Genomic DNA, 24,783 nt, shown 5'->3' with positions numbered 1-24,783 from the left:
ACTATTCACGAAAAAGGCTCCAACACTAGGCAAGTTAGCGTTTGTTATTTTGTCACAAATAAAAATCCCTCCCCAACTTTGCATAAAGCGGATTATATGATACTATTAGCATAAAACATTTGTGACGGCATATAACTTTTGTTCCGTTATTATATAGAATGGAGGTAATAAAGATGAAATGGGAAGAAAAAAGAGATATGGTGAAAATCGCTACCTGGTATTACCATTACGGTTGGACCCAAGCACAAATTGCCAAAAAAGTCGGGATATCTAGGTCAATCATTTCCAAAACACTACAACGTGCCAAAGATTTAGGAATTGTTGAAATCTTTATCAAAGACGAAACTTATTACACAGTCGATTTAGAGCAAAAATTAGAAGAAAAATTCGGACTAGAAGAAGCGATTGTAGTTGCAACACATGATATGTCCGAAGAAGAAGCATTAAATTTTCTCGCTAAAGAAGCTGCTTACACGCTTAGTAAACGCATCGCAAAAGTTAACACCCTCGGGATCTCTTGGGGAAAAACAATCCGCAAATTCGCCAATGAATTCCCCTATACTCCGCACAAAGATTTAACGATTATTCCACTTATTGGCGGAATGGGCTCTAGCGACATTGACCTCCACTCCAACCAAATTTGCTATGATTTAAAAAAGAAAATGAAGTGTCATTCTAAATATCTTTACGCCCCTGCTCTTGTAGAAGATACCGAAATGAAAAACGATTTATCCAAAAATAAATATATTAGTGAAGTCCTAGAAGAAGGAAAAAAAGTAGATATGGCGATAGTTGGAATTTCTAGCCCTTATAACCACAGCACAATGGAAGAAATCGGCTATATTACCCCAGAAATTATAGAAGAATTACGTTACAAAGATGTCATTGGCGACATTAATTCTCGTTTCTACACAGCAAACGGCAAAGAAGCTAACACAAAAATTAATACGCACGTAATCGGCTTAAGTTTGGAAGAATTAAAAAACATCCCTACTGTTGTTGCACTTGCAAATGGACTACATAAAAAAGACGCCCTAGAAGCTGCACTCACTGCTGGATTAATAGATGTGATTGTGATAACTGATAGAATGGCTGAATACATTCTTCAAAACAAAGATTAATTAATCTATTAACCTAAAAAAATTCAAGCAAGCAAAAAGCTCTCTGTCCCAAGCAGTTTGAGCTTTTTTTATTTGTTCAAAAATAAAAATGTACAATATTTCATTGACGAGAAAATGTTTAAATGTTATATTTAATTTGTGAAATAAGACATTTGTCACCAGTGGTGACAAATGTCGATGTTCATTCATTAAAATAAAACAGCTTCATCCGGAATTTTATTTTAATAAATGAAAACGATTACTAGGAGGAACTTGAAATGACTTTATACAGACAGTTACTTGCTCGTGAACAAGAAAATAATCCTATTCGTGTCGGAGTTATCGGCACCGGTCAAATGGGATTCGGGATGATTTCACAAATCGCCGCTATTCCAGGTATGAGTGTAGTTGGTATTAGTGATATCCATGTGGAAGCTGCCAAAAAAGCCGCTGATGCGTATAATGCCACCGCTGCTAAAAAAGAAAAAATTCTATTATCCAATGACTTTAAAGAAATTATTCATTCTGATCAGGTAGAAGTGATTGTTGATGCCACTGGTGTCCCAGAAGTCGGTGCAAAAATTTCCCTAGAAACCTTACTTGCTAAAAAGCAACTAGTATTATTAAACGTCGAAATTGATATAACAATTGGGCCACTGATGAAAAAACTTTACGACAGTGCTGGCTTAGTGTATACCGGTTCTGATGGCGACGAACCCGCTGCAATCACTGAACTTTACGAATTTTCCAAATCTATGGGTATGGAAGTACTTGTCGCTGGAAAAGGGAAAAATAACAAACTAAAAATCAGCGCCAATCCAGACAGTTGCCAAGTGGAAGCGGATGAAAAAAATATGGCCTCTCATATGCTAGCTGCTTTCCAAGATGGCACAAAAACCATGGCTGAAATGAATTTGCTTTCTAATGCAATTGGTTACGTTCCTGATGTGGTCGGAATGCACGGTATTTCCGGAGATGTTGATTCTGTTATTAAAGACTTAGATTTAAAAGAACAAGGTGGAATCTTAAATAAATTTGGCGTCGTCGAATATGTTGATGGCTTGGCACCCGGCGTATTCGTTATTGTTAAAGGGCAAAATGAAGGCGTTAGTCACGAACTAAGCTACTTAATGAAAAAAGGTGACCGTGATCATCACATTCTTTATCGCCCATATCACTTAGCAAGCCTTGAAACACCATTAACTATCGCTAAGGCCGTACTTAATCACGACCACGCTATCGTACCAAAAGGCGCACCTATTTCTGAAACAGTTGCTGTTGCCAAAAAAGACATTCCATCTGGCGAAAGACTAGACGGAATCGGTGGCTTCTGCGTTCGCGGCGTCCTTGAAACTCATACCGACATGGCAACAAATGGTCATATTCCAATCGGCTTAATTAGCGGTGAAGTAGTAGCGCGTCGCAATATCAAAACCGGTACTTTCATTACTGAAGAAGATGTCACTTTAGATGAATCAACTACGGTTTGGAAACTTAGAAAACTTCAAGACGAAACTTTTAGTAATTAATTTCGGATGGCGGGAATAGCCGTTTCCCCTCTTCCCGCCAATTATAAGGAGGAAAATAGATGAATATCGTTCTAATTGCTTCCCTTATTTTTATTGCCCAGACATTGTTAGCATTTTTCCAAGTGCGTTATTATCAACACCATATGAATAAAGTCGCAACAAAATATGCTGGAAAAATCGGCTATCACCTTTATTCTGAAATGGAACGATGGAAATTCCGTTCCAGTGCGGTTGCAATTCTCGTTGTAAATGAAAAACAAATCGTCCATGAATGTCAGATTTTAACTGGAAAGACCATTTTCGCAAAATTCAAAACTTTTACTGATTACCATCACAAAGAACTATCTGAAATTCTCACGGAGTTAACAAACAAGAAAAAGAATTCTATCCAAGAAAAAGCAATCATTAAAACAGTTAACAGTTGTATGAAAGCGCTTTAATTAATTAAAAAAGGAGTGTTTCCTAGTGAATTATATTGAATGGTTTGGAACCAACTTTATCGGCCTATTTGAGGCTGGTGGAAAACAGTTTGTAAGCTTTATGACGGGAATTGTCCCACTTTTAATTGTCCTTTTAACTTTTACTTACTCGATCATTGCTTTTATCGGGGAAGAACGAGTCAACCGAGCAATCCAATTTTCTGCTAAAAATATGATTTTGCGTTATACGCTTATGCCAGTTTTATCTGTTTTGATGCTAACTAATCCAATGGCTTATACGTTTGGTCGTTTTGTAAAAGAACATCAAAAACCTGCATTTTATGACTCCGTTGTTTCGTTTTTACACCCAGTAACCGGGCTTTTCCCTTATGCCAATGCTGGCGAATTATTTGTTTACTTAGGAATTGCCAATGGGGTTGCTGAAGCTGGTTATAGTATGTCAAGCCTTGCTGTACGTTACTTTTTAGCAGGTATAGTTGTTATCTTAATGCGCGGTATTATTACCGAAACCATTACGAAATTCCTCATTCGAAAAGAAAAAGTCTGAGATAGATAGGAGGCAAATAAAATGTATCAATCAATTCATGTAAATAAAGGCCAAGGTGGCTGGGGGACCGGGCTCGACCTAGCTCCTAGCGAACCAAGAACAAAAGTAGTTTCTATCACTGGTGGCGGCATTCACCCGGTCGCTAAAAAAATAGCAGAATTGTCTGGAGCAGAAGCAGTGGATGGTTTTAAAAATTCCATTCCCGAAGAAGAAATGATGTGCGTTGTAATTGATTGTGGCGGAACAGCACGAATCGGTGTCTACCCAATGAAACGTATTCCAACGGTGGATGTTCTCCCATCATCTCCATCAGGCCCGCTTGCCAAACATATCACTGAAGATATTTTCGTTTCCGGTGTCAAACCAGAAGATATTGAAGTAACAAATGATGCCAATCCTGGAAAACCTTTTGACCGAGAAAAGTTTAAAGAAGACTACGCCAAAATTAAAGAAGATCAGCAAGAAGCAAGCGAATTAAAAGAAGGCTATTTAGTCAAATTTTCACGAGGTATTGGTAAAGCAATGGGAATTTTTTATCAAGCTGGTCGCGATTCTGTCGACATGCTTATCAAAAATATCATCCCTTTTATGGCTTTCATTAGTATGATTATTGGTATTATTAATTACACAGGAATCGGAAAATTAATTGCCAATACGCTTTCTCCGCTTGCCGGATCTATTTGGGGAATGTTACTTATCGCCTTTATTTGTAGTTTGCCTTTCCTTTCGCCTATTCTCGGACCAGGAGCTGTTATTGCCCAGGTAATTGGTGTATTAATTGGATCTCAAATCGCGATTGGCGCTATTCCGGTTACTTACGCGCTTCCTGCATTGTTCGCAATCAATGCACAAGCTGGTTGTGATTTTATTCCAGTTGGTCTATCTCTTGCAGAAGCGAAACCAAAAACCGTTCAATTCGGTGTCCCAGCTATTCTCTATAGCCGAATGATTACTGGTGTGATCGCAGTTGTTATTGCATGGGTATTCAGCATCGGAATGTATTAAATTTGAGGAGGAATTTACTATGATCCAAAGTAATATAATTGAAATTGGTCCACTTGTACCAGCATTTGAAGAAGAAAAAATCGTCATATTATTCGGCCCAACAGCCACGAATGAGCTACGCGAAATCTCTGTTATTCATGAATTGGAAGAGTTACCAAATAACGCCATTCAAAAAGGCAACAAATTAATTATTGGACGGCAAGAATATATAATAGAAGAAGTTGGGACAGAAGCGAACAAAAACTTAGAAGAACTCGGGCATATCTCCATCTACTTCCGCTCTGGTCAAAATGAAGTCTTACCTGGAGCAATCGTTGTATCACCTGAAATTTTTCCAACACTTGCAGTCGGGGATACTATTCAGTTTTAAAATAAAAACTATTTGTGCTCATTTTCACCTTGTCATTCCTCCCTGTTTTCGATATAATTACTTTTGTAACGATAATGAAAATCATTTTCAATTAGGGAGGGCATACAATGTATCAAAAGCATAAATGGGCTGCTATCATCATGACTTTACTTTTAGCAGTAGTATTAACCGCTTGTGGTAGTTCTTCAAATAAAGATTCAAGCAAAGAAAAGGAAGACGCAACAAAAACAGTAACTGATGCACTTAACCGTAAAGTGGAGGTACCAACAACACCAAAAAGTATCGTCGCACTTCAAAACGTGAGTGAAATGGAAATTTTAGGTGTGAAACCAGTTGGTACACTAGATTATTACATCACGACATATCCAGAAGCAACAAAAGGAACAGAAAGTGTTGGTAATGATAAACCAAATATCGAAAAAGTCGCCAACTTAAAACCAGACTTAATTATTATTAGTGATTACCAAAAAGACCTTTTAGAAAACCTAGAAAAAATTGCCCCCGTATATATCACGCATTTTGGTGATACTCCTGACAAACAACTTAGCAATATGGCCAACCTTTTAAACAAAAAGGATGAAAAAGAAAAATGGGACAAAGACTATGCAGCAGCGTCCAAAGAAGCAAAAGCAACTTTAAAAGATGCTGGTGTGGAAAATGAAAAAGCAGCTGTGATTCAATTTTATGGAAAAGAAATCTATATTCACGATGCAAAAGTATTCGACGGACTTTTCTCAGGAGCTGGCTTTACACCAACCGATTCAGCAAAAGCAAATCATGAAACAAAAGCAATTTCTAATGAGGCAATTCCTGATTACGTAAAAGATGCCGATCGTTTATTTATCTTAATGCCTACGGATGGTAATGACGATTCTATTAATGAAATGCTAAAAGGTGTTTGGAAAGATATTCCTGCCGTACAAAAAAACCAAGTGTATAAAGTAGATAATACAAAATGGAGCGACTATAGTGCTGCTGCTCAGCTTTATCAAGTGGAAGATACGGTAAAACAAATTACAGGAAAATAACAGAAACCTCGATTCTACTTTCAGAATCGAGGTTTCTGTTATTTATTTAGTAACTCGTAAATGTGATTATTCACTTTACCAAAGGAAGAAATATTATTTTGGATGTTAGATAATAAGATGACATACGTTCGTCCAGTGTGACTCATGCTATTGGAAACATTCCAGCCACTTAAAACTCCATGACTATTATAGCTTCCTGGGTCGACGTAAAATCCCATTCCATAACCAGATTGACTTCCTGATGTAAACATTTTCTTCAAACTTCTTTCAGAGATTAATTTTTTCCCCATTAACGCTTTATCAAACAAGTATAAATCTTTTGATGTCATACATATATCTCCACAGCCATACAATTGCGATAAATCTATTAACGACGGTGTTTTATATGTGCCATCCTTTTTTATATAATAGCCGATTGATTCATTCTTTCCCCCATCAACCGTTTTTTGGTTAAATCCAGTATGTTCCATTCCAGCAGGTTTAAATATGTGTTCTCCCAGATAACTTTGTAGTGGCTCTCCGCTGAGTGTCTCAACCAAATAGGCCAAAACAGTGTAGTTGGAGTCTAAATAGTACCACTTCCCAGGTTGTGCTTTTATCCCCTGATTTTCGATATCTTCAATTAGCTCTTTCGGTGTAATTTTACCACCCGTTTCAGTATGGCCAACAATCCCAGATGTATGATTTAAGAAATTTTTAATGTAAATATTGTTCCCATTCGGAAAATTAGGGAGATATTTAGAAATTGGATCTTCTGTACTTATTTTCCCTTGTTCTTCTAATTGCAGAATAGCTGTTGCAATAATTGCTTTTTGTGAGGAGCCAATGTAGTAAAGTGTATCTGGCGTATTCGGTTTATTTGTTTCACGATTAGCATCCAGGTAAGCTTTTTGCACAATGGTTTTTCCATCACGGACAACGAGTACCGAACCACTAAATCCGATTTGTTGTAAATAGTCATCGATTTCCTGATTATTGACAATCGTTTCTGTCGGTTCTTCTTTGACAGGTTTAGGTTTAACTGGTTTTGTCGGTTTAGGCGTTTCCTTTTTTTGTACTGGTTTTGACTTAGAAACTGCTTGTTGGTCCTTGATTTTAAACTCAACTACAATCCAACTCGTAGTTACAAAAAGTATACACACAGCACACAACACGATTATATTTTTTCTTCTTTTCCTTCTATGTCTTTCGCGTCGATTCATTCCATCACTCCTGGTCTAATCATTTAATGATTTTCCCAAAAGAAATCTGCCTTGTAGAAATTATCCCAAATTCCCACTAGTGCCTAACACTCCAAATCTATCGTAATTTATTCTCTTTCATAAAGCAATGTGAAAATGTACCTATGTTTAACAGAAAGTTTTTGGTGGTATACTATGGATGGACAAATCGATTAAGCAACAATAAAATTGCTATAAAGGAGACTAGATAAAAATGGTACAAATAACAAAAGGTAAATTTGATGGTTTACAAAGGCTCTCCAACGATAAAGGCGTCATTGCAGCACTTGCGATTGACCAACGCGGCTCACTTAAGAAGATGATCCAACAAGCAAAAGGTACAGAAAACAAAAAAGATGTGGAAGACTTCAAACAACTTGTTTCTGAAGAACTTACTCCATATGCTTCTGCCATTTTGCTTGATTTAGAATATGGTACTCCAGCAATTAAAGCTAGGCACGAAGGTAGCGGCCTTTTAACTTCTTATGAAAAAACAGGTTACGACGCCACTACTCCTGGTAAATTACCGGATTTAATTGAAGATTTATCTGCTCTTCGCATTAAAGAAAATGGCGGAGATGCAGTGAAAATTCTTGTTTATTATGATCCAGATGAACCAGCTGAAATCAACGAAATTAAATATGCCTTTTTAGAAAGAATTGGTGCTGAATGTCGCGCTGTTGATATTCCGTTTTTCTTAGAGCCAATTACTTATGATGCTCAAGTCACCGATTCAGGATCACTTGAATATGCTAAATTAAAACCAGCAAAAGTAAAAGCTTCTATCAAAGAATTCTCTAAACCACGTTATGGGGTAGATGTTCTGAAACTTGAAGTCCCAGTAAACTTTAAATATGTAGAAGGTTTTGCGGAAGGGGAAGTAGCTTATACACAAGACGTGGCAGCTCGTCATTTTGAAGAGTGTTCTGATTTAAGCCCACTTCCATTTATTTATTTAAGTGCTGGTGTAACTTCGGAAATGTTCCATAAAACAATTCAATTCGCGAACCAACATAACGTTCAATATAGTGGAGTGCTTTGTGGCCGCGCAACTTGGGCTGATGGTATTGAAGTTTATGGTAAACAAGGTGACGATGCGCTTCGTGAATGGCTTCGTACCCAAGGGAAAGAAAATATCACTTCGCTTGATAAATTACTTGATGAAGGTGCCGTTCCTTGGTGGACTAAATACGGTTCCTTTGAAGATGTACATGTAGTGGAAAAACAATAGTAGTAATTGATAAGCCTCCGCTAGGAATTCAGCGGAGGCTTTTTTATTTAAAACTCATCTTGATTTAAATAATTATAAGCGAACCTTGCATAAAGTTCTGCTCCATTTTTCATGACACTTTCATCAATATTAAAACGACCGTGGTGATGTGCCCATTCCGTATCTTTTTCAGTGTTAGCACAACCAACTAAAGCAAAACTTCCTGGCGCTTCATCCATAAAATAACTAAAATCTTCGCCGCCAGTTGTTGGTTTTTCAAAGTATAATGCGTCTTCTCCAAAAGATTCGACAATCGTTTTTTGAACGAGTAAAGCGCTTTTTTCGTCATTGATAACTGGTTGGGTTCCTTCTGTATAGACCATTTCTGCGGTACCTCCATATATTGCTGCAGTTTGTTTCGCATATTGTTCAATTGATTTTGCGACCTTGGCGCGAGTCGTGTTATTAAAACAACGAACTGTGCCTTCTAAATGGGCATTTTCAGCTATGACATTAAATCTTGTACCGACTTCCATTTTACCAATGGTAACAACGACTGGATCAAGTGGGTCGGTTTCGCGGGCTACGATTGCTTGTAGATTCATTACAAATGAGGAGGCGATAATGGCTGCATCAATCGTATCATGAGGCATTGCACCATGTCCGCCCTGACCTTTAAAATCAATTTGAACAATATCCGCTGAGGCGAATGAAGAGCCGACTACACAAGAAATTTTTCCGCTTTGCATTTGGGTCCAGATATGAATCCCAAACACGTGATCGACGCCCTCCATCGCTCCTTGCGCTATCATTTCCTTGGCACCCTCTGCATTTTCTTCAGATGGTTGGAAAATAAAGCGCACCGTCCCGTTTAATTCAGCTTGAACTGCTTTAAGTGCTTTGGCAGCAGCGAGTAACATAGATGTATGGGAATCATGACCACACGCATGCATTTTCCCATCTTCTGTAGATTTATACGCAAGGGATTGGTTTAATTCTTGAACCGGAAGCGCATCCATGTCTCCTCTTAATGCGACTGTTTTCCCAGGTTTCCCACCTACTAAATCAGCAATTAATCCAGTTGGTTCGGTGCGTCGATAGGGAATTCCTACATTGTCGAGTTCTCTGGCAACTTGGTCCGTTGTCCGGAATTCCTGCCACTGTAGCTCTGGATGCTGATGTAAATCACGACGAAATGCAATCATCTCAGCTTCTTCTTTTAAAATATATTGCTTTATTTTGTCATTCATTTGTGTTTTCCTCCGTCCATTTTGTGACTGTATCTAATACGACTTCGATACCTTTTTGAAGTTTGTCATAATCGGTCCATTCTTCTGGTGCATGGCTTATCCCATGATGACTTGGGACAAAGACAAGACCAACCTCTGTTAAATTCGCAAAGATCATCGCATCATGTCCAGCACCACTGACCATTGTTCGGTATTTGAAATCTAATTTCTCAGCACTCACAGATAGGGCTTGGTGGATTTCTTTTGATAATTGAGTAGGTTTTTCATAAAGCATATCTTCTATCTCACAAGTAATGCCGTTTTTTTGAGCTTGGTTAATAACTATTTTCACTTTCTCTATTGTATTTTGGACATGTTTCTCCTCTTTTGCTCGAACATCGACAGTGAAGACGACTTTATTCGGAATCACGTTAGCACCATTTGGATAGACATTTAATTTTCCAATCGTTAAAACAGTCCCATTTCCTTCTTGGACTGCGAGTTCAGGAAGCTGTGTAAGAATGCGGACAGCAGCTGTCAGAGCGTCTTTCCGATTATTCATCGGTGTTGTTCCAGCATGACCTGCTTGACCATTAATTGTTACTTTTATTTCGGTCAAACCAACAATCGCATCAACTATGGCGACGTCTTCACCTGCATTCTCTAAAATGGGTCCTTGTTCGATGTGTAATTCGATAAAAGCTTTTATAGATTCTTTTTCGCGAATAGCATCCGTTACTTTGTTTGCATCAAAACCTAGGCTCGCCATCGCTTCTGCTGCGCTGATTCCATCGCCATCTTTCATCTCATTAAGCATTTCTTTCGTTACTTTTCCTGTAATGGTTCGTGAAGCAAGTAGCCCAGCACCAAAACGCGCACCTTCTTCTTCCACCATTGCAATGATTTCAAGTGGGTAATAGGGTTTATACTTTTGCTCATAAAAAACGGTCGCTAGTTCCAGTCCAGTAATAACTCCAGCCGGTCCATCAAAAGCCCCGCCATTTGGGACAGAATCAAAGTGTGAACCAACGATAACTGCTGGTAAGTCTGATCTCGCACCTTCAAGTCTTCCGTAAATATTTCCAATCGCATCTTCCGTAACCGTCAGACCTACTTTCACCATTTCGTTTTTTAAATAATTACGCGCACCTAAATCTTCTTTACTATAACTAAGGCGTGTCGTACCCTCTCCTGGCGTCGCAGTATATGTATCTAATTTTTCTAAATGCTGCTTGATTCGTTCTAAATTTGTTTTCATCTGGCATTCCTCCCATTTCTCATTTTACAGGAATCCTACAAAAATGCCCGCTAAAACAACTGAAACGATGGTTACGGTAACAAATCCTGCAACGAGCATCGGCGGCAACATATGACTAGTCAAAGCATCTCGCTCTTTTTGATCAGTTGTTAATGAATTGATTACTTCATTGGTAATAATATAATCGGCTGGAAAACCATATAAAGCAGTTAACGAAACTGCAAAGGCAAGCTCTTTACTAACACCGAGAATTTTCCCGACAATAAAGGAAAAAATATACATTCCGATAATCCCAATAACAATCGTTCCAAACATCGGCCATAATAAATCAAGTAGCATTTCTGGTGTTGCATTTTTAAGTCCGTCAAAAATGAACAACATTAGCCCCATAATTGCAAAACCAAAACCATTCGCTTTTTGTAGTGGTTGGCGTTCCAAAAAGCCGATAGATGTTGCAATAACACCGAATAATAAACACAAAACAAATGGGCTAACAGTTAAAATTGGGTCAATCAACACAGAACATCCATATGCTAAAAATCCAACGATACCAAGTCGTAAAAATTTAAAATAATTGGTATTATATTTATCTGGAATTTTTCGGAACAGACGCGGTGTTTCGTGTGTATCATGACCTTCTATTTGAGCTACTTCATTGGTTGGCTTCCATTCTCCTGAACGATATTTAGATAACATCCGACTTCCTTCTTTTTTTAGCATGATAGAAGTTAATGGGTAACCTGCAAAGCCTTGCATAACATAGATCAGAATTGCTAGTACTGATAAGCTCACGAGTCCAGCTGCTTGTGCGGCTTCTGACATAATAAGTGATGACACAACTCCACCAACAAGCGGTGGCGCAACTACAACAACTGTCTTAAAGTCGAAAAGTAGTGTTCCAATGGTAAATAGTAAAGCAAGAATTCCTAAAATCCCGGAAATCGCAATTAAAATAGTTTTCCATTGATTCATTAGCTCGCGAACAGAGAGCAAAGTCCCCATGTTCGTAATCAGTAAATACAATAAAAGTGTTGCAACAATCGGTGGTATTCCCGCAATTTCCACGATATTACTTGGAAAAAATGTCCAATATCCGAATAAAAATAATATTCCACATACAAAAACGGATGGGACCCACGCTTTCGTTCGCGTAGCAACAACATCCCCAATAAATAAAATAAGTACAACGATGACAAAAGCTAACATCTGTGACATGTAAAAACTCCTTTTTAATTTTTTGACTTTTTAGAATTATGCTATACTTTTAAAATATTACTACAAATTAAATTGTCAGTCAACTCGAATTTAAAAATTCTATCCATTTTTCTATAAAAAAAGTGACTCCAATAAAATCGGAATCACTTTTTTCTTTTTATTTGGCAAATTGTGGTAAGAATTCTTTATGCGCTTCTAACATTTCATCTAAAATTGTTTTTGCTAAGTCGCCGCTTGGAACGAGTGGGTTCGATGTGAAAGCTTGAAGTGCTGTTGCATAGTCACCTGTTACAGCTGCTTCGATGGTTAACTCTTCCATTGACTTCATCACTTGTAGTAAGCCGCGTTGAGCTGGTGGGAATTTACCAAAATTAACTGGTTCTGCTCCGTGTGCTCGGATAACACTAGTAATTTCTACTGCACTATCATAAGGAACATCGTCAATTGCTCCATTATTACGAGTAGATACAACCATTAATGTACCTTTGTTATTGTAGATAGAGTTAATAATTTCGCAGGCAGCATCACTATAATGAGCACCACCACGTTTAGATAGTTCTTCTGGTTTATGATCAAGATTTGGATCTTTATAAAGTTCGAACAAGCTATCTTCTAATTTTTTCACAACTTCCCCGCGAGTCCCTTCGTTTTTGAATGATGTCAATTCTTCTTCCAACATTGCATCTGTCATGTAGTAATAACGGTGGTATGGACAAGGAAGCATTTTCAAGTGTTTCACTTGTTCGTATAAGAAACGCATGTTTTTAATGTTTTCAACGATTTTTCCTGGGTTGGCATTTGGTCCATAAAGACCGTCAATTACTGTTTCCGTAAGTTCGGTACCATCTTTGTCAAAAATACGGTGCCAGTGTAAATGGTTAATTCCTGCAAACTTGAAAAATAGATCTTCTTCTGGTTTTCCTAGAACGTCAGATGCGCTCTTAATTGCACCAATTGGTACGTTACAAAGGCCGATTACTTTGTCCCATTTACCATATTTAAGGACAGCTTCTGTTACCATACCAGCTGGATTTGTGAAGTTAATCAACCAAGCATCTGGACATAATTCGCGCATATCTTCTACAATACCAAGAATAACCGGGATAGTACGGAATGCTTTGAACATACCGCCCGCACCATTTGTTTCCTGACCTATAATTCCATGACTAAGTGGAATTCTTTCATCTTTAATACGCGCTTCTAGTAAACCAACACGAAATTGAGTTGTTACAAAATCTGCATCTTTTAAAGCTTCACGGCGGTCGAGTGTTAAATGTACTTCGCAGTCAATATTGGCTGCTTTTACCATCCGTTTTGCCATATTACCAACGATTTCGAGTTTTTCACGTCCAGCTTCAATATCAACTAGCCAAAGTTCTCTGATTGGAAGTTCATGATAGCGTTTAATAAATCCTTCAACAAGTTCTGGTGTGTAACTAGATCCTCCACCAATTGTAACGATTTTTACACCTTTTTTCATAATTTACTTACCTCCTAGTAGTTTTAAAGCGGTTTCTTTTCTTCTCATTCATCATAATTTATGTAATGCATTACAGGTCAAGGGATAATTTTAAATTTATCAAAACTGGTTATTTGGTGCGGTTTTTTGGTATACTGAATGCAGAGCTACGAGAAATCGAGGTGTTATGCAAGTGGCAAACATACAAGAAATCGCGAAACTTGCGGGTGTTTCATCGGCAACTGTTTCACGAGTGATTAATAAACGTGATTATGTCAGCGAAGAAACCAGAAAGCGTGTCCAAACAATCATCGATCAACTAGATTATGTGCCAAACCTAAATGCAGTTTCATTAAAAAAAGGCACAACAAAGCTAATCGGGATGGTAATTCCGAGTTTCACTGACTCGCTCAATGTTTTTTTAAAGAGTTTTACAATGATTGCACAAGAGCATGGCTATAATGTTACCCTATTTATGACGAGAATTGATCAAGATAAAGAACTGGAAGCACTAGAGATGTTACGCCAAAAGAAAATTGATGCACTTGTTCTGGTGATTCGTTCTAACGACTGGAAAACGATTGAACATTATACTAAGTACGGACCGATTGTAACTTGGCAACGCGTAGAAAGTGAAAAAATCCCTTCTGTTTTTATGAACCAATATGATGGTTATACTTTAGCTTTGGAGCATTTATACGAAAAAGGCTACCGGAAATTTGTTAATGTTTACGGGAATACTACTGGTCTCAATACTCAAAGTCGTATGCTTGCTTTCAAAGATTTTTGTGAGCGTTATGACCTTGATCCGCATGAGTTTCGGCAGTTTTATGGGATGGGAAGTAGGCAAGACGGGGAAAAAATTGCGCATTGGTGGGAAGAGACTTCGCATAAACCTGATGCCTTCTTAACACCAAATGATTATTTCGCTGCGGGATTGTTGACAGAGGCGAGACGTTCTGGACACCACATCCCAGAAGATTTTGCGATTTGTGGTTTTGATAATATGGAAATTGCTCATTTGCTTGATATGACAACGATTCATTATCCAGTAAATTTACAAGCGGAAAATGCTTTTATGCTTATTATGAATAAACTATTCGGAAGTGATTTACCGCTGATTGATTTGGATTTCCATTTAGTAGAAAGAAAGACAACTTAAAAAGGTTTCCTCTTGGCATGAGAGGAAACCTTTTTTCTAGTTTTTAAAGGAGTGAATTGGGGCTGGAATTCGACCACCGCGGGCAATAAAATCAGCAGACGATTTTCCGTTAACTGGCATTACTGGAGCGGTTCCTAGTAAGCCACCAAATTCGACCATATCGCCAACTTTGGTTCCGCTTGCCGGAATGACGCGAACGGCTGTTGTTTTATTATTGATAACGCCAATCGCTGCCTCATCCGCAATCATCGCTGCAAGTGTTTCGGCTGTTGTGTCACCTGGAACAGCAATCATATCAAGTCCAACTGAACAAATCGCCGTCATTGCTTCAAGTTTTTCTAAATTAAGGGCACCTTGCTGAACTGCTTCAATCATCCCCGCATCTTCTGAAACTGGAATAAACGCGCCAGACAATCCACCAACGTGACCGCAAGCCATCACGCCACCTTTTTTCACCGCATCATTTAAAAGCGCAAGTGCGGCCGTGGTTCCGTGTGTCCCGACCATTTCTAAGCCCATTTCTTCTAAAATATGCGCAACTGAATCACCGATAGCCGGGGTTGGCGCAAGTGATAAATCGACAATTCCAAATGGAACACCCAGTTTTTTGGAAGCTACTTGCCCAACAAGTTGTCCCATTCGGGTAATTTTGAAAGCTGTTTGCTTCACTGTTTCAGCGACAATATCAAATGGTTCGCCTTTTACTTTTTCGATGGCACGCTTCACAACTCCGGGGCCGCTTACGCCAACGTTAATAACGCAATCTGCTTCACCAACACCGTGGAAAGCTCCTGCCATAAATGGGTTATCTTCCACTGCATTTGCAAAGACAACCAACTTCGCACAACCTAATCCTTGGGTATCTGCGGTTAAATTTGCTGTTTCTTTAATGACCTCACCCATTTGTCGAACTGCATCCATGTTAATTCCTGTTCGGGTTGAACCGACATTAACAGAAGAACAAACGCGTTCTGTCTCCGCCAGTGCTTGCGGAATGGAGCGAATTAAAATTTCATCGCCTTTTGTATAACCTTTTTGAACAAGTGCAGAATAACCTCCGATAAAGTTAACACCAACTGCTTTCGCTGCTGCATCAAGTGTCTTCGCGAATTCTACATAATCTGAATCTGCGCTTGAACCGGCAATAATCGCGATTGGGGTTACTGAAATTCGCTTATTAATAATTGGTATTCCAAACTCAGACTCAATCGCTTCTCCAACAGAAACTAAATTTTGCGCTTTCGTGACGATTTTATGATAAATTTTCTTTCTAGCAACTTCCCCGTCGCCGTCCATACAATCAAGTAAAGAAATACCCATAGTAATGGTTCGAATATCTAATTTTTCTTCTTCAATCATTCGTATCGTTTCTAAAATTTGATTTGTTTCCATGCTAGAATTGCCTCCCTTCTATAGTTTGTGCATTGCGTTAAAAATCTCTTCACGCTGAATATGTATTTTTACTTGGAGGTTCTCGCCTTTTCCAGTTAGTTCTGATTTTACTTCATCAAATTCTTTGGTGATTTGGCTAATATCACACATCATTATCATTGTGAAATATCCATCCATAATTGTTTGCGATACGTCCACAATATTTATGTTAAGTTCCGCCAATTTATTACTAACACCAGCAATAATACCTACATTATCTTTACCAATTACTGTTAAAACTGCTCTCACTACCAACACTCCTTTAGTTCGTTAATACGTTCCATTATAGCATAAAAAGTCTAAATCTTGTGAAAAAGAAAACAAATTTATTTCCCTTGCCATGAAGTACAGTATGAAGCCATTGGTAAGCTATTTTCCAGATGAATAAGCTTTATCTGGCTTAGCAAAAATGATTTGAATTTATCTGGCACACCTAAATCAGCTTCCAGTTCTTTTGCGGTAAAATTCTTTGTATATTCGATTTCCCAGCGACTGTCTTGCATCTTTTCCGAATAAATACTTGCTTCTTTACCAATTTCCCAGTGATGTTCGGCGATTATTTCTTTTAAATCAAAAGGGCTGATAAATGTGCGAATATTCGACTGCGTTTCTTTTTTAAAAGCCTCATAAGAAGCTTGAGTTAGAACAGCAAGCAGATGGGAAGATTGTTTAACATCCGTTATTTGCGGGTCCCATTCGGCATAACAAACACGTCTCGCCCACTTACTAAGCAAAATGAGCATTCTAGTAAACTCATCTTTTGAATTAAAATACCAAGAAGCATGAGATAAAACGGCTACATCAAATTCCTGCTCACTAAAGGTAATATCTCCTTGTAAAATATTTGTAGCAAGCTTAAAATCCATTCTATTACCAAGGGGAGACTTCTTCAAATGGTCAGTCGCATCTCCGAGTGTAAACGGTGCTCCGTATGATCTTGGAGCAATATCAATCGCTTGAACAAAACCATTTGAACCAACTGCATTTGCTAGAACTGCTGTCGTATCTCCTTGCCCACAACCAACTTCAAGTACACGGTCCCTATCCTTTATTTCCCAAAAATCGACTAATTTCATACGATGGTCTGTTTGCGTTTGCTGGATTCCTTTGTTAGTTAGTAACATGCAATCAACTATTTCATCTAAATTCATATCTTTCCTCCAATCAAAAATAAGAGTCACCTCCTATTATAGAAGGTAACTCTTGTTTTTACACGTCATATTCTAATTCTTTTGTCGCTAAATCAATAAAATCAAGTGGTGTTTTGACTTTTTCACTGTCAAATTGACTAGTTCCTATGCGGAGTTCTAATTTCACTCGATATTTTGCGGCGAATTCTTCCGTGTTGGCTTCAGCAATTCGACTTCTAATTCGATCAGCAACGAGTTTCCCGCCCGGCTCATCGGTTAGAAGTAGCAATCCCCATGTCGCGTCCTGCTTGTCTAGCAAGTAAAGGACATCACTTGTACGGATACATGACTCTAAAACCGATGAGATATCTTGTAAAGCTAATCGCATTTCATCTTCACTTTGGAATCGTTTTAATTCGCGCCAATGTCTTACTTTGATAACCATTAATGAAAGCGGCAAATCATAACGTCGAGAAATACTAGAAAAAATACGTTCATCATTTTGGAAGGAAACAATATTTTTAAGCAAAGTTTCTTGGTCGATTGTACCTAAATATAAGTTTTGTTGTTTAATTCTCGTATTTTCTTCTTGCAGTTTAGATGTATTTCGTGTAAACATCGCTCCCGCTACTGTGAAAAGTGGCGTAATAATTAGCCAATAATACGAATCCAATCCATAAGCCATTTGGTTAGCAACAATTTCATAAATAATGTATGTCGCGTAAATGAAAATGTAGAGGATATTTAAAATCAACCCCAGCGTTATATTGGTAAAATAGGTAATAATCACAAGTAAAAAAGTAATATTTAAAAAGATAATATTACGCAAATATTCATCCGGCGTGTTGATCATAAAACCAATCGTGACGAAACAAAGCAGGATGAAAAATAAAAAGCCAATATCTGCGTATAAATTATTCGTTATTTTTTTCATTTTTATTTCCTCCTCACTTTCGGCGATATTTACGTAAGATGAGTAGGACAGCCACTCCAAGTAAGACAACCGTTAAAAGCGCAAATGCTCCAAAGACGGTTACTTCTTTATTGTTACTCATTTTCGTCCCAAAACTTTCCTCTTTCGTATCAGCTACTTTTTTAAATCGATAAGAATGAATCGTGTTATCATTATCCACAATAGCTGCATCTCCATAAATTTTTGCGAGATTTTCTTTTGATGACACTAACTCTGAACCTAGTTTTGTTTGCGCCTCACCAGGGCCAGCAACAGCTAAGATCTGCATTCCATCTGATTTAATTAACTGCACACTTCCAAGCTGTTTTCCATAGTTTTTCTCAATCGAAATCTTTTCATTGGATAAAAAATAACTACCTGATTTGTCATACTGGAAAAATAAATCGTCATTGGCATTTTTAATCACTGGATTATTACTCATCGTGCCTACTGCGATAACATTGGCATCCTTTTTGACTTTGTCCCAGTTTTTCGCGTGAATTGCAGTGAAACTTCCTCGGTTCCCATCATGAAAACGACCAAGCAAATTAAAAATATTCGCTAAAGAATCGGTGTCTTCCGTTGATAATTTATCTGGTACGACAACTACTGCATTATCAAAGTCACCATTAGCAACAAATGGATATGGATATTGTTCGAATAATAAATCTGTTTCTTCGGTTGTATTTAGTTTAATAATAGACTCTGGAGTAATGTAGGCCCACGGTATTTCTGAATCGGCAATGAAACCACAATAATTGTTAGTTAGGACCAAATCAAAAGCCACTGTCACCGAAAAATCACCTTTAACATTTAAATCACTTGGAATTTGGAAAGTTACTTGATCATCGTTTGCTTTTTTAGCGGATAATTTTTGACTTCCAATTGGTTTTCCGTTGACTAAAATCGTTACAAGCGAATGCTCAAAGTCTAAGTTTTGCGCGTATCTAAAGTCAAGTGATACTTCAGTTCCAGTTGAGGCACTTCGATTCGCTGGCATACTGATGAAATAGTCTTGCGTAACATGACCGATTCCTTTCAGCTTATCTCCAGTAGTTGTTAATTTTGCATTTTTATCGACATTACTTGCGGGAGTATCGATTTTTTCATCTGTAGTTAACCATTTCGAGTTGGTTCCTAGCTGGCTTAAGTAATTTTGGTTAGCAATTAATTTTCCAGCTTTTTTTAGTGCGTCATTTGCTTTTGAGGTAATCACGAGTATATTGGTGTTACTGTCTTTCACTACTTGTAATAATGCTCGTTGTTCTAATTTTCCAGCTTCTTTTATTTGTGATTTAATAGCGGCTGGCAAATTATCGTAATTCGAAAATAGTACCATATAATTTTTACCATTTCTCGTTTTCGCTTCCTCATATTGTCCAAAAGGAATGTTCTTATCTTCTAGTTTGTTAGCAGAAGAGAAACCTGACAATCCTTCCAGTGCCGCGCCAAGTTCTGTATCTCCAGCATTTCCCGTAACTGCAACGACACTTTGCTGGCTTTTCACCGTATCAATACCTGTGAATCGTTCACCAAAATCAGCAATGGTTCGTTTAAAAGCCTTATCAGAATAACTAATATTGACTGCACTCGTTTTATCAAATTGAAGCCAGTTAGCTGGAGTCTCATCGATTGTACAACGACCATCTGGTAAGTCAGTGTATACAAAGCTTTCCATCGACAATACGTTGACACCTTTTTTAAATTTATCTTTAGGAATTTCTATTTCGATTTGGCGTGTTCCCTTGTCCGTCTTATCTGGGCGGAATGAATAAAAGGCTACATCATTGATTTTCAGTGTCATGGTAGAAATTTCTTTTTCATTTAATTGCGTAATCGTATAAACTAATTTTGCTGTCGCATTCGAGACATCCCAATAATTTTCTACCGTGAAATTTTGCTTTGTGATAGCAAACTTCCCTTGTGCTGTTTTATCCGTTCCAAAAACGGTTTGATATGTTTTATCAGCTGCAAAAACATCTGGCCTGTACAGGAATAATACGACGAATATAAGCAAGTCCATAACTATTAACTTTTTCATAAGGCACTCCCCTTTTAGAAACGCTCGGTTTTATACCATTTCGTTTCCTTTTTTAGTACGGTATCTTTTAAGAAAATAAAGAATCCATATGCGGCTACCACCATCCAAAGCTGGCAATAGGTGACATACATTAACATAATAAAAATCAAATTCGAAAAACTGATTTCTCCTTTCTCGGTAGTTAAAGTGATAAAAGTGCCTGCTACAAAAAGCAAAATAGCAAGTAGCCATAGTGCGCCACTAAGTCCTGCAAGTGTTGTATGTACGAAGCCAAGTGCATATAAAACTAACAAAACATCACTCACAATCAGCGAGGTTAAAAGTAAAAAATAAATCGATAAGAAATATAAAATATCAAATCTAACACGTCTGCCTTCTGGTTTAAAAAGCAAAGGGACATTTTTCAAAATGACATAAATATTGCCCTTTGCCCATCTGGAGCGTTGTTTAAACCAGACTGGTAAGGTTTGTGGTTCCTGTTCCCAAGTGACTGCCTGCGATTGAAATTTAATCCGATAGCCCATCATATAAATCCGAAAACTAATCTCCGTATCTTCCGCAACAGCTTTCACATCCCAACCACCAATTGCTTCAAGCAACGACCTTCTAACAATAAAATTTGTTCCAGGTATCGTACAAAGTTTGAACAATGCCCATCTTCCCGCTTGAGCCATCCACTGAAAGCTAAGTGTTTCAATATTAATAAACCGAGTTAGCCAACTTGCATTTCGATTTCGAGTTCTGAATTTACCGATGACTGCACCAAGTTTTTCATCATTCGTAATTTCACCAACTAAAATACGAAGCGCTTGCCGTTCTGGGGTATTATCGGCATCATAAATCGCCATGTACTCTCCACGACTTTCTGCAAAACCGATATTGAGCGCATTAGATTTTCCTTTTCCCCCTGTTATGTTGTCCGTATTAATAACTTTTAGAAAACGAGTCGGATTTTTCGCTTGAATCGTTTCTAGAAGTTCCGCACTATTATCAGAAGAATTATCATTAATCACAATTATTTCATAACGACCTGCTGGATAATCGAAAGCGAGCAATGATTCTACTGTTTTGACAATCACTTTCCCCTCATTATGAGCCGGCACCATGACAGAAATAAATGGTACTTCTTCTGGTATATTAGGGATTTTTCTCGCTTCATTCTTTAAATAATAGACATATCCCGCAACAATTAAAATAATGTTAACGAGCAAAAGCCCCCAAATGCAAATAACCGCAAATAATGCCAAATAATCAGCAACAACCATTTATTTCACCTCATTTCATATATTTTTTCATGTAAAGCCGATATCCAAAAATGAATAACACACCGATAATTCCCAGCGAAAGCACAATCACAATCGTAAAAAAGGTGTTTTGATAGCTGAAAAACCCTTCCAAACTACCTGCTTGTTGCTGAGCTTTTACCTTTTCATTCTTTAAGTACTTCAAATCACTATCAAGCGTTATTAGTTGTTCATTGACGTAAAGCGAGCCACCATTTGACTGTATCGTATCTTTAGTAGTTTTTACTTCATGCGTTTGTAATCTGAAATCACTAAGGTTTTCATCGCCAAGTTGACTAACAGCTGCTTGCAAGTCTTTTTCGCTATCAAAAAATGGATAAGTAATCGCAATATCAATCGGAAAGTTCTTTTGCCCATTCAATGTGTTATAAAAATCGCCTGTCACACTGTAAGGAGATATTCTAAACGCACTGCCGTTATTCTTTTTCGTTGTATGAATTACTTTCTCGTTTGGCAGTAAAACTCCTGTACTAAATGGTGCAAATCCTTCCGTGCCATAGACTTTATCAAAATTCCAATAAAGCTCTGCGCTAACCCCAAGTGCCGCAATCTCATTTTCAGCAAAGAAATGTAACGATTTTTGGATGACAGTTTCTAATTCACCAGCTGGACTTGCTCCATATGTGACTTCCGGAACATTCATTACAATCGTCCCATTTTTTGCTTGCACATATCGCAAAATTTCAGCGTAGTTCTTAGCTGCCATAAAATCACGATTATAAAAAACGGGACCAGCACTTACAATGAACGGAATATCTTTTTCATAAAATGTGTCCGCTGTTGTTTTCAACTTATTAAAATCAACAAATGGATTAATACCAGTAATTAGCGCATATTTATTGGAAGTTGCATCCGTTTCAAACAACGACCGTAGTACATCTACCAACGCAAATTCGCTCGTATTATCTGCTTGAAAAATCGGCACATATGCATAATTTTCTAGTTGGACGCCATATTGGGACTTCCCATTTTCGAAAGCATTAATTTCTCCAAAAGCATTCCCTTTGTAGGAAGTAATTAAGTTCGCTTCAGATACTAATTGCGGCTTACCAGTTATTCCAGATTTTGTTTGGATTGTTATTGTGGCATTGGTAATTGCGGTTGTTTTTAGTTGTAATTTATCCGCTAAAAATGCAGGTGGAGTGCCGCCAATATAGGCAATTTCGGCTTTACTATTGGCTAATTTCTGCACCCACTTATCTGGTAAAGCTTCACTTTTATTTTGTAAGACGATAATTTTACTTGCACCACTTAAGTCCAGATTTTCATTCCAGGCATACAGTGTCACTCGTTCACCCATACTATTTAGAATCCGTAGCAAGGAATCGATATTTCCTTCATTATCCGTATCTTTTGCCGAGCTATCATAAAAAACAATTACACCACTTTCCGCTTTTGCAGTAAAATCCGCTTCACTCAAAAGGAAAATGATGAGACTTAAAAGAACTGTTACGACTATTTTTTTACGCATGCTTCTCACCTCTTCTTTTTAAGTAAATGCTAAGTAGAGAAGCAGCTCCAATCAATATCGTTAAATCAAAACAAACATTAAATAGAAAATTATGTTTGGTTAAATCTGCCTCCCCGTCCCCAACAATCGTTACTAAAATTACTGCAAAACCAGATCCAATTAATAACACAATCAAATCAAATAACAACATACCCCGAAAATCTTTCGCGCGAAATGCTTTAATTGCACTCAACCCGTAGCAGATAAGGAAAAGTAATGCCCATAAAATTAAAAATGAAAACTTTTCCGGTGCAAGTTTTGCTTTTGCATCACTATAAGCCGAGAAAAAGTGCGTTTTCTCTTTAAATTGGTAACCAGCCATTTTTTCAAAATTGCCCATTTCAAATGGACGAATCGAAAAACTATTTTGCGCTGATAAATCGAGCATTTTACCAAATTGCTTTGAATTTTCTAAATAGTAACCTAACACAGATACAAAATTATAATTAGGATAGAATTCCTTTTGCATTAATTCATTATCTAAATCAATCAGTTTATACTTTTGATAAAAGTTAGTTCCTTTAAGTAATGCAAACTGTTCATTTATCCCCATTTCCTGAAGTGATTTCTCTGGATTTTCTGAATCAAGTAGCACTCCTCGTGTCATCGTTTGATATTGATTTATCGTCACAAATTCACCAGGAATAAAAGCATACATGACCACGCCGCTCATAAAAATAACCATGAAAATCACTGCAGTTGCAATTCGAAATACCCGGTCTTTCCGAATGAAAAAGACAATAATCCCACATACAGCAATTACTACCGCAATCGGTGCATTTTGTTGCTTAGCAGTAATTAATACTAAGGAAACCACAAAAATCAGCCCTAGCATTACATAATCGTTATACTTGTGCTGAAATAATAACAAAAATCCAGCGGTAATATACAGCATCATAATTAATATAAGACCTTCACTAAAAAACGAATTAAAATAAGCCGTATAAGCTGTATCGGCAAAAATAAATACCGTCAATCCGGCAATTAGATACCCTGGCCAGCCTTTCATTTTCACCGTTAGTCCGGCAACCAATAAATAGATAGCTGGCAGGAGTAGTGCGAGTTGTAAACCACCTAAAAAGCGGATATCAAAAACCGTAGTCGACCAAAAAATTTTATTTAGTACTAATGCAATTTGAATAAAGACACTTTGTGATGAATAAATTGCCACTTGATTTTCATTAAAATATTGATAAATCCCGAACTCTTTAACAAAATGACCAAATTGTAGTGCATCATAATCCGCATTATTAACAAACAAGCCGTTGCTCGAAAATATCCGAAAAAAATCGCCATTATCAGCCATACCAATATATGGAGGGATAAAAAGGCCTAAGATAGTAATTATAAAAACACAAATAACCGCAAAAATTTGCGGTGTCAGATGGTGCCATAGCCACATACTAATGGATTGAAATTTCCTTTTCATGATGCTATCCCCTTTTTATTCTCGATAACATTTCGTCACAAATTCGACACATTTACCTTTCATTATACGAGAACTTAGCGGTATTTTCCATGCTTTTTTTATTTTCCTATTAAAAAGGGACTATGGCTTAAATACGTTTAAACAAATTTCCAATAAACAAGGTATAATAAACTCAAAATCAATCTTGACTACAACGTCACGTCATACTTTATAG

The 24,783-nt window shown here is 37.5% G+C and carries 22 protein-coding genes; 9 read left to right on the top strand and 13 right to left on the bottom strand.

Annotated features, from left to right (window positions below):
- The first annotated feature begins 173 nt into the window (after window positions 1-173).
- From CKV67_RS02415 to CKV67_RS02385, 7 genes are all read left to right on the top strand, one after another.
- Entirely contained in the window at window positions 174-1,121 is a 948-nt protein-coding gene (locus CKV67_RS02415; RefSeq protein WP_014091987.1) for a sugar-binding transcriptional regulator, read from the top strand.
- 257 nt (window positions 1,122-1,378) lie between these two features.
- A complete protein-coding gene (locus CKV67_RS02410) occupies window positions 1,379-2,629 on the top strand; it encodes an NAD(P)H-dependent oxidoreductase (RefSeq protein ID WP_025279766.1) in 1,251 nt (416 codons plus the stop codon).
- A 59-nt stretch (window positions 2,630-2,688) separates the two neighbouring features.
- Window positions 2,689-3,069 carry a transcriptional regulator GutM gene (locus tag CKV67_RS02405; protein ID WP_025279765.1) on the top strand — a complete coding sequence of 127 codons (381 nt, stop codon included), beginning with the start codon at window positions 2,689-2,691 and terminating at the stop codon, window positions 3,067-3,069.
- A gap of 25 nt (window positions 3,070-3,094) precedes the next feature.
- Window positions 3,095-3,616, top strand: a complete 522-nt coding sequence (srlA, locus tag CKV67_RS02400) for a PTS glucitol/sorbitol transporter subunit IIC (protein WP_025279764.1) — start codon at window positions 3,095-3,097, stop codon at window positions 3,614-3,616.
- 21 nt (window positions 3,617-3,637) lie between these two features.
- Complete coding sequence (srlE, locus tag CKV67_RS02395; protein WP_014091983.1) at window positions 3,638-4,621, top strand: PTS glucitol/sorbitol transporter subunit IIB; 984 nt, start codon at window positions 3,638-3,640, stop codon at window positions 4,619-4,621.
- A 19-nt stretch (window positions 4,622-4,640) separates the two neighbouring features.
- A complete protein-coding gene (locus CKV67_RS02390) occupies window positions 4,641-4,991 on the top strand; it encodes a PTS glucitol/sorbitol transporter subunit IIA (RefSeq protein WP_014091982.1) in 351 nt (116 codons plus the stop codon).
- A 107-nt stretch (window positions 4,992-5,098) separates the two neighbouring features.
- Window positions 5,099-6,019: an ABC transporter substrate-binding protein gene (locus tag CKV67_RS02385; RefSeq protein ID WP_014091981.1), complete on the top strand. Its 921-nt coding sequence runs from the start codon at window positions 5,099-5,101 to the stop codon at window positions 6,017-6,019.
- Between the two features lie 38 nt (window positions 6,020-6,057).
- Here CKV67_RS02385 and CKV67_RS02380 read toward each other — a convergent pair whose 3' ends face one another.
- Window positions 6,058-7,221, bottom strand: a complete 1,164-nt coding sequence (locus tag CKV67_RS02380) for a serine hydrolase domain-containing protein (RefSeq protein ID WP_025279763.1) — start codon at window positions 7,219-7,221, stop codon at window positions 6,058-6,060.
- 232 nt (window positions 7,222-7,453) lie between these two features.
- On the opposite strand from CKV67_RS02380, the gene CKV67_RS02375 reads away from it, so the two are divergent.
- On the top strand, window positions 7,454-8,470 hold the full coding sequence (locus CKV67_RS02375) for a tagatose-bisphosphate aldolase (RefSeq protein WP_014091979.1): 1,017 nt from the start codon (window positions 7,454-7,456) through the stop codon (window positions 8,468-8,470).
- Window positions 8,471-8,517: 47 nt separating this feature from the next.
- Here the strand turns inward: CKV67_RS02375 and CKV67_RS02370 are convergent, their stop codons facing one another.
- The 4 genes from CKV67_RS02370 to CKV67_RS02355 all read right to left on the bottom strand — a co-directional run bounded on the left by CKV67_RS02370 (window position 8,518) and on the right by CKV67_RS02355 (window position 13,631).
- Window positions 8,518-9,699: a M20 family metallopeptidase gene (locus CKV67_RS02370; RefSeq protein WP_014091978.1), complete on the bottom strand. Its 1,182-nt coding sequence runs from the start codon at window positions 9,697-9,699 to the stop codon at window positions 8,518-8,520.
- Entirely contained in the window at window positions 9,692-10,936 is a 1,245-nt protein-coding gene (locus CKV67_RS02365) for a Zn-dependent hydrolase (RefSeq protein ID WP_014091977.1), read from the bottom strand. Before CKV67_RS02365 ends, CKV67_RS02370 begins: the two co-directional genes overlap by 8 nt.
- Window positions 10,937-10,960: 24 nt before the next feature.
- Window positions 10,961-12,151, bottom strand: coding sequence for a hypothetical protein (locus tag CKV67_RS02360; RefSeq protein WP_014091976.1), 1,191 nt, complete (start codon window positions 12,149-12,151; stop codon window positions 10,961-10,963).
- A 157-nt stretch (window positions 12,152-12,308) separates the two neighbouring features.
- Complete coding sequence (locus tag CKV67_RS02355; RefSeq protein ID WP_014091974.1) at window positions 12,309-13,631, bottom strand: 6-phospho-beta-glucosidase; 1,323 nt, start codon at window positions 13,629-13,631, stop codon at window positions 12,309-12,311.
- A 172-nt stretch (window positions 13,632-13,803) separates the two neighbouring features.
- Here CKV67_RS02355 and CKV67_RS02350 point away from each other — a divergent pair, with 172 nt between their 5' ends.
- The gene (locus CKV67_RS02350; RefSeq protein ID WP_014091973.1) at window positions 13,804-14,772 is read left to right on the top strand and encodes a LacI family DNA-binding transcriptional regulator; all 969 of its coding nucleotides are present in this window, start codon (window positions 13,804-13,806) and stop codon (window positions 14,770-14,772) included.
- A 36-nt stretch (window positions 14,773-14,808) separates the two neighbouring features.
- Here CKV67_RS02350 and CKV67_RS02345 read toward each other — a convergent pair whose 3' ends face one another.
- The 8 genes from CKV67_RS02345 to wsfD all read right to left on the bottom strand — a co-directional run bounded on the left by CKV67_RS02345 (window position 14,809) and on the right by wsfD (window position 24,569).
- Complete coding sequence (locus CKV67_RS02345; RefSeq protein ID WP_025279762.1) at window positions 14,809-16,164, bottom strand: PFL family protein; 1,356 nt, start codon at window positions 16,162-16,164, stop codon at window positions 14,809-14,811.
- Between the two features lie 18 nt (window positions 16,165-16,182).
- The gene (locus CKV67_RS02340) at window positions 16,183-16,452 is read right to left on the bottom strand and encodes an ACT domain-containing protein (protein ID WP_014091971.1); all 270 of its coding nucleotides are present in this window, start codon (window positions 16,450-16,452) and stop codon (window positions 16,183-16,185) included.
- 77 nt (window positions 16,453-16,529) lie between these two features.
- Window positions 16,530-17,354, bottom strand: coding sequence for a class I SAM-dependent methyltransferase (locus CKV67_RS02335; RefSeq protein ID WP_025279761.1), 825 nt, complete (start codon window positions 17,352-17,354; stop codon window positions 16,530-16,532).
- Window positions 17,355-17,412: 58 nt separating this feature from the next.
- Window positions 17,413-18,267: a diguanylate cyclase domain-containing protein gene (locus CKV67_RS02330; RefSeq protein ID WP_014091969.1), complete on the bottom strand. Its 855-nt coding sequence runs from the start codon at window positions 18,265-18,267 to the stop codon at window positions 17,413-17,415.
- A 13-nt stretch (window positions 18,268-18,280) separates the two neighbouring features.
- Complete coding sequence (locus CKV67_RS02325) at window positions 18,281-20,326, bottom strand: cellulose biosynthesis cyclic di-GMP-binding regulatory protein BcsB (RefSeq protein WP_025279760.1); 2,046 nt, start codon at window positions 20,324-20,326, stop codon at window positions 18,281-18,283.
- Between the two features lie 14 nt (window positions 20,327-20,340).
- Entirely contained in the window at window positions 20,341-21,591 is a 1,251-nt protein-coding gene (locus tag CKV67_RS02320) for a glycosyltransferase family 2 protein (RefSeq protein ID WP_025279759.1), read from the bottom strand.
- 10 nt (window positions 21,592-21,601) lie between these two features.
- The gene (locus CKV67_RS02315) at window positions 21,602-23,101 is read right to left on the bottom strand and encodes a DUF2334 domain-containing protein (protein WP_014091967.1); all 1,500 of its coding nucleotides are present in this window, start codon (window positions 23,099-23,101) and stop codon (window positions 21,602-21,604) included.
- Window positions 23,094-24,569, bottom strand: a complete 1,476-nt coding sequence (gene wsfD / locus CKV67_RS02310) for a glycan biosynthesis hexose transferase WsfD (protein ID WP_014091966.1) — start codon at window positions 24,567-24,569, stop codon at window positions 23,094-23,096. The genes CKV67_RS02315 and wsfD overlap by 8 nt, the downstream gene beginning before the upstream one ends.
- Window positions 24,570-24,783: the final 214 nt, after the last annotated feature.

This window comes from Listeria ivanovii subsp. ivanovii, from assembly GCF_900187025.1.
GTDB lineage: Bacteria > Bacillota > Bacilli > Lactobacillales > Listeriaceae > Listeria > Listeria ivanovii.
This window is presented reverse-complemented; position numbering and strand designations above follow the sequence as displayed.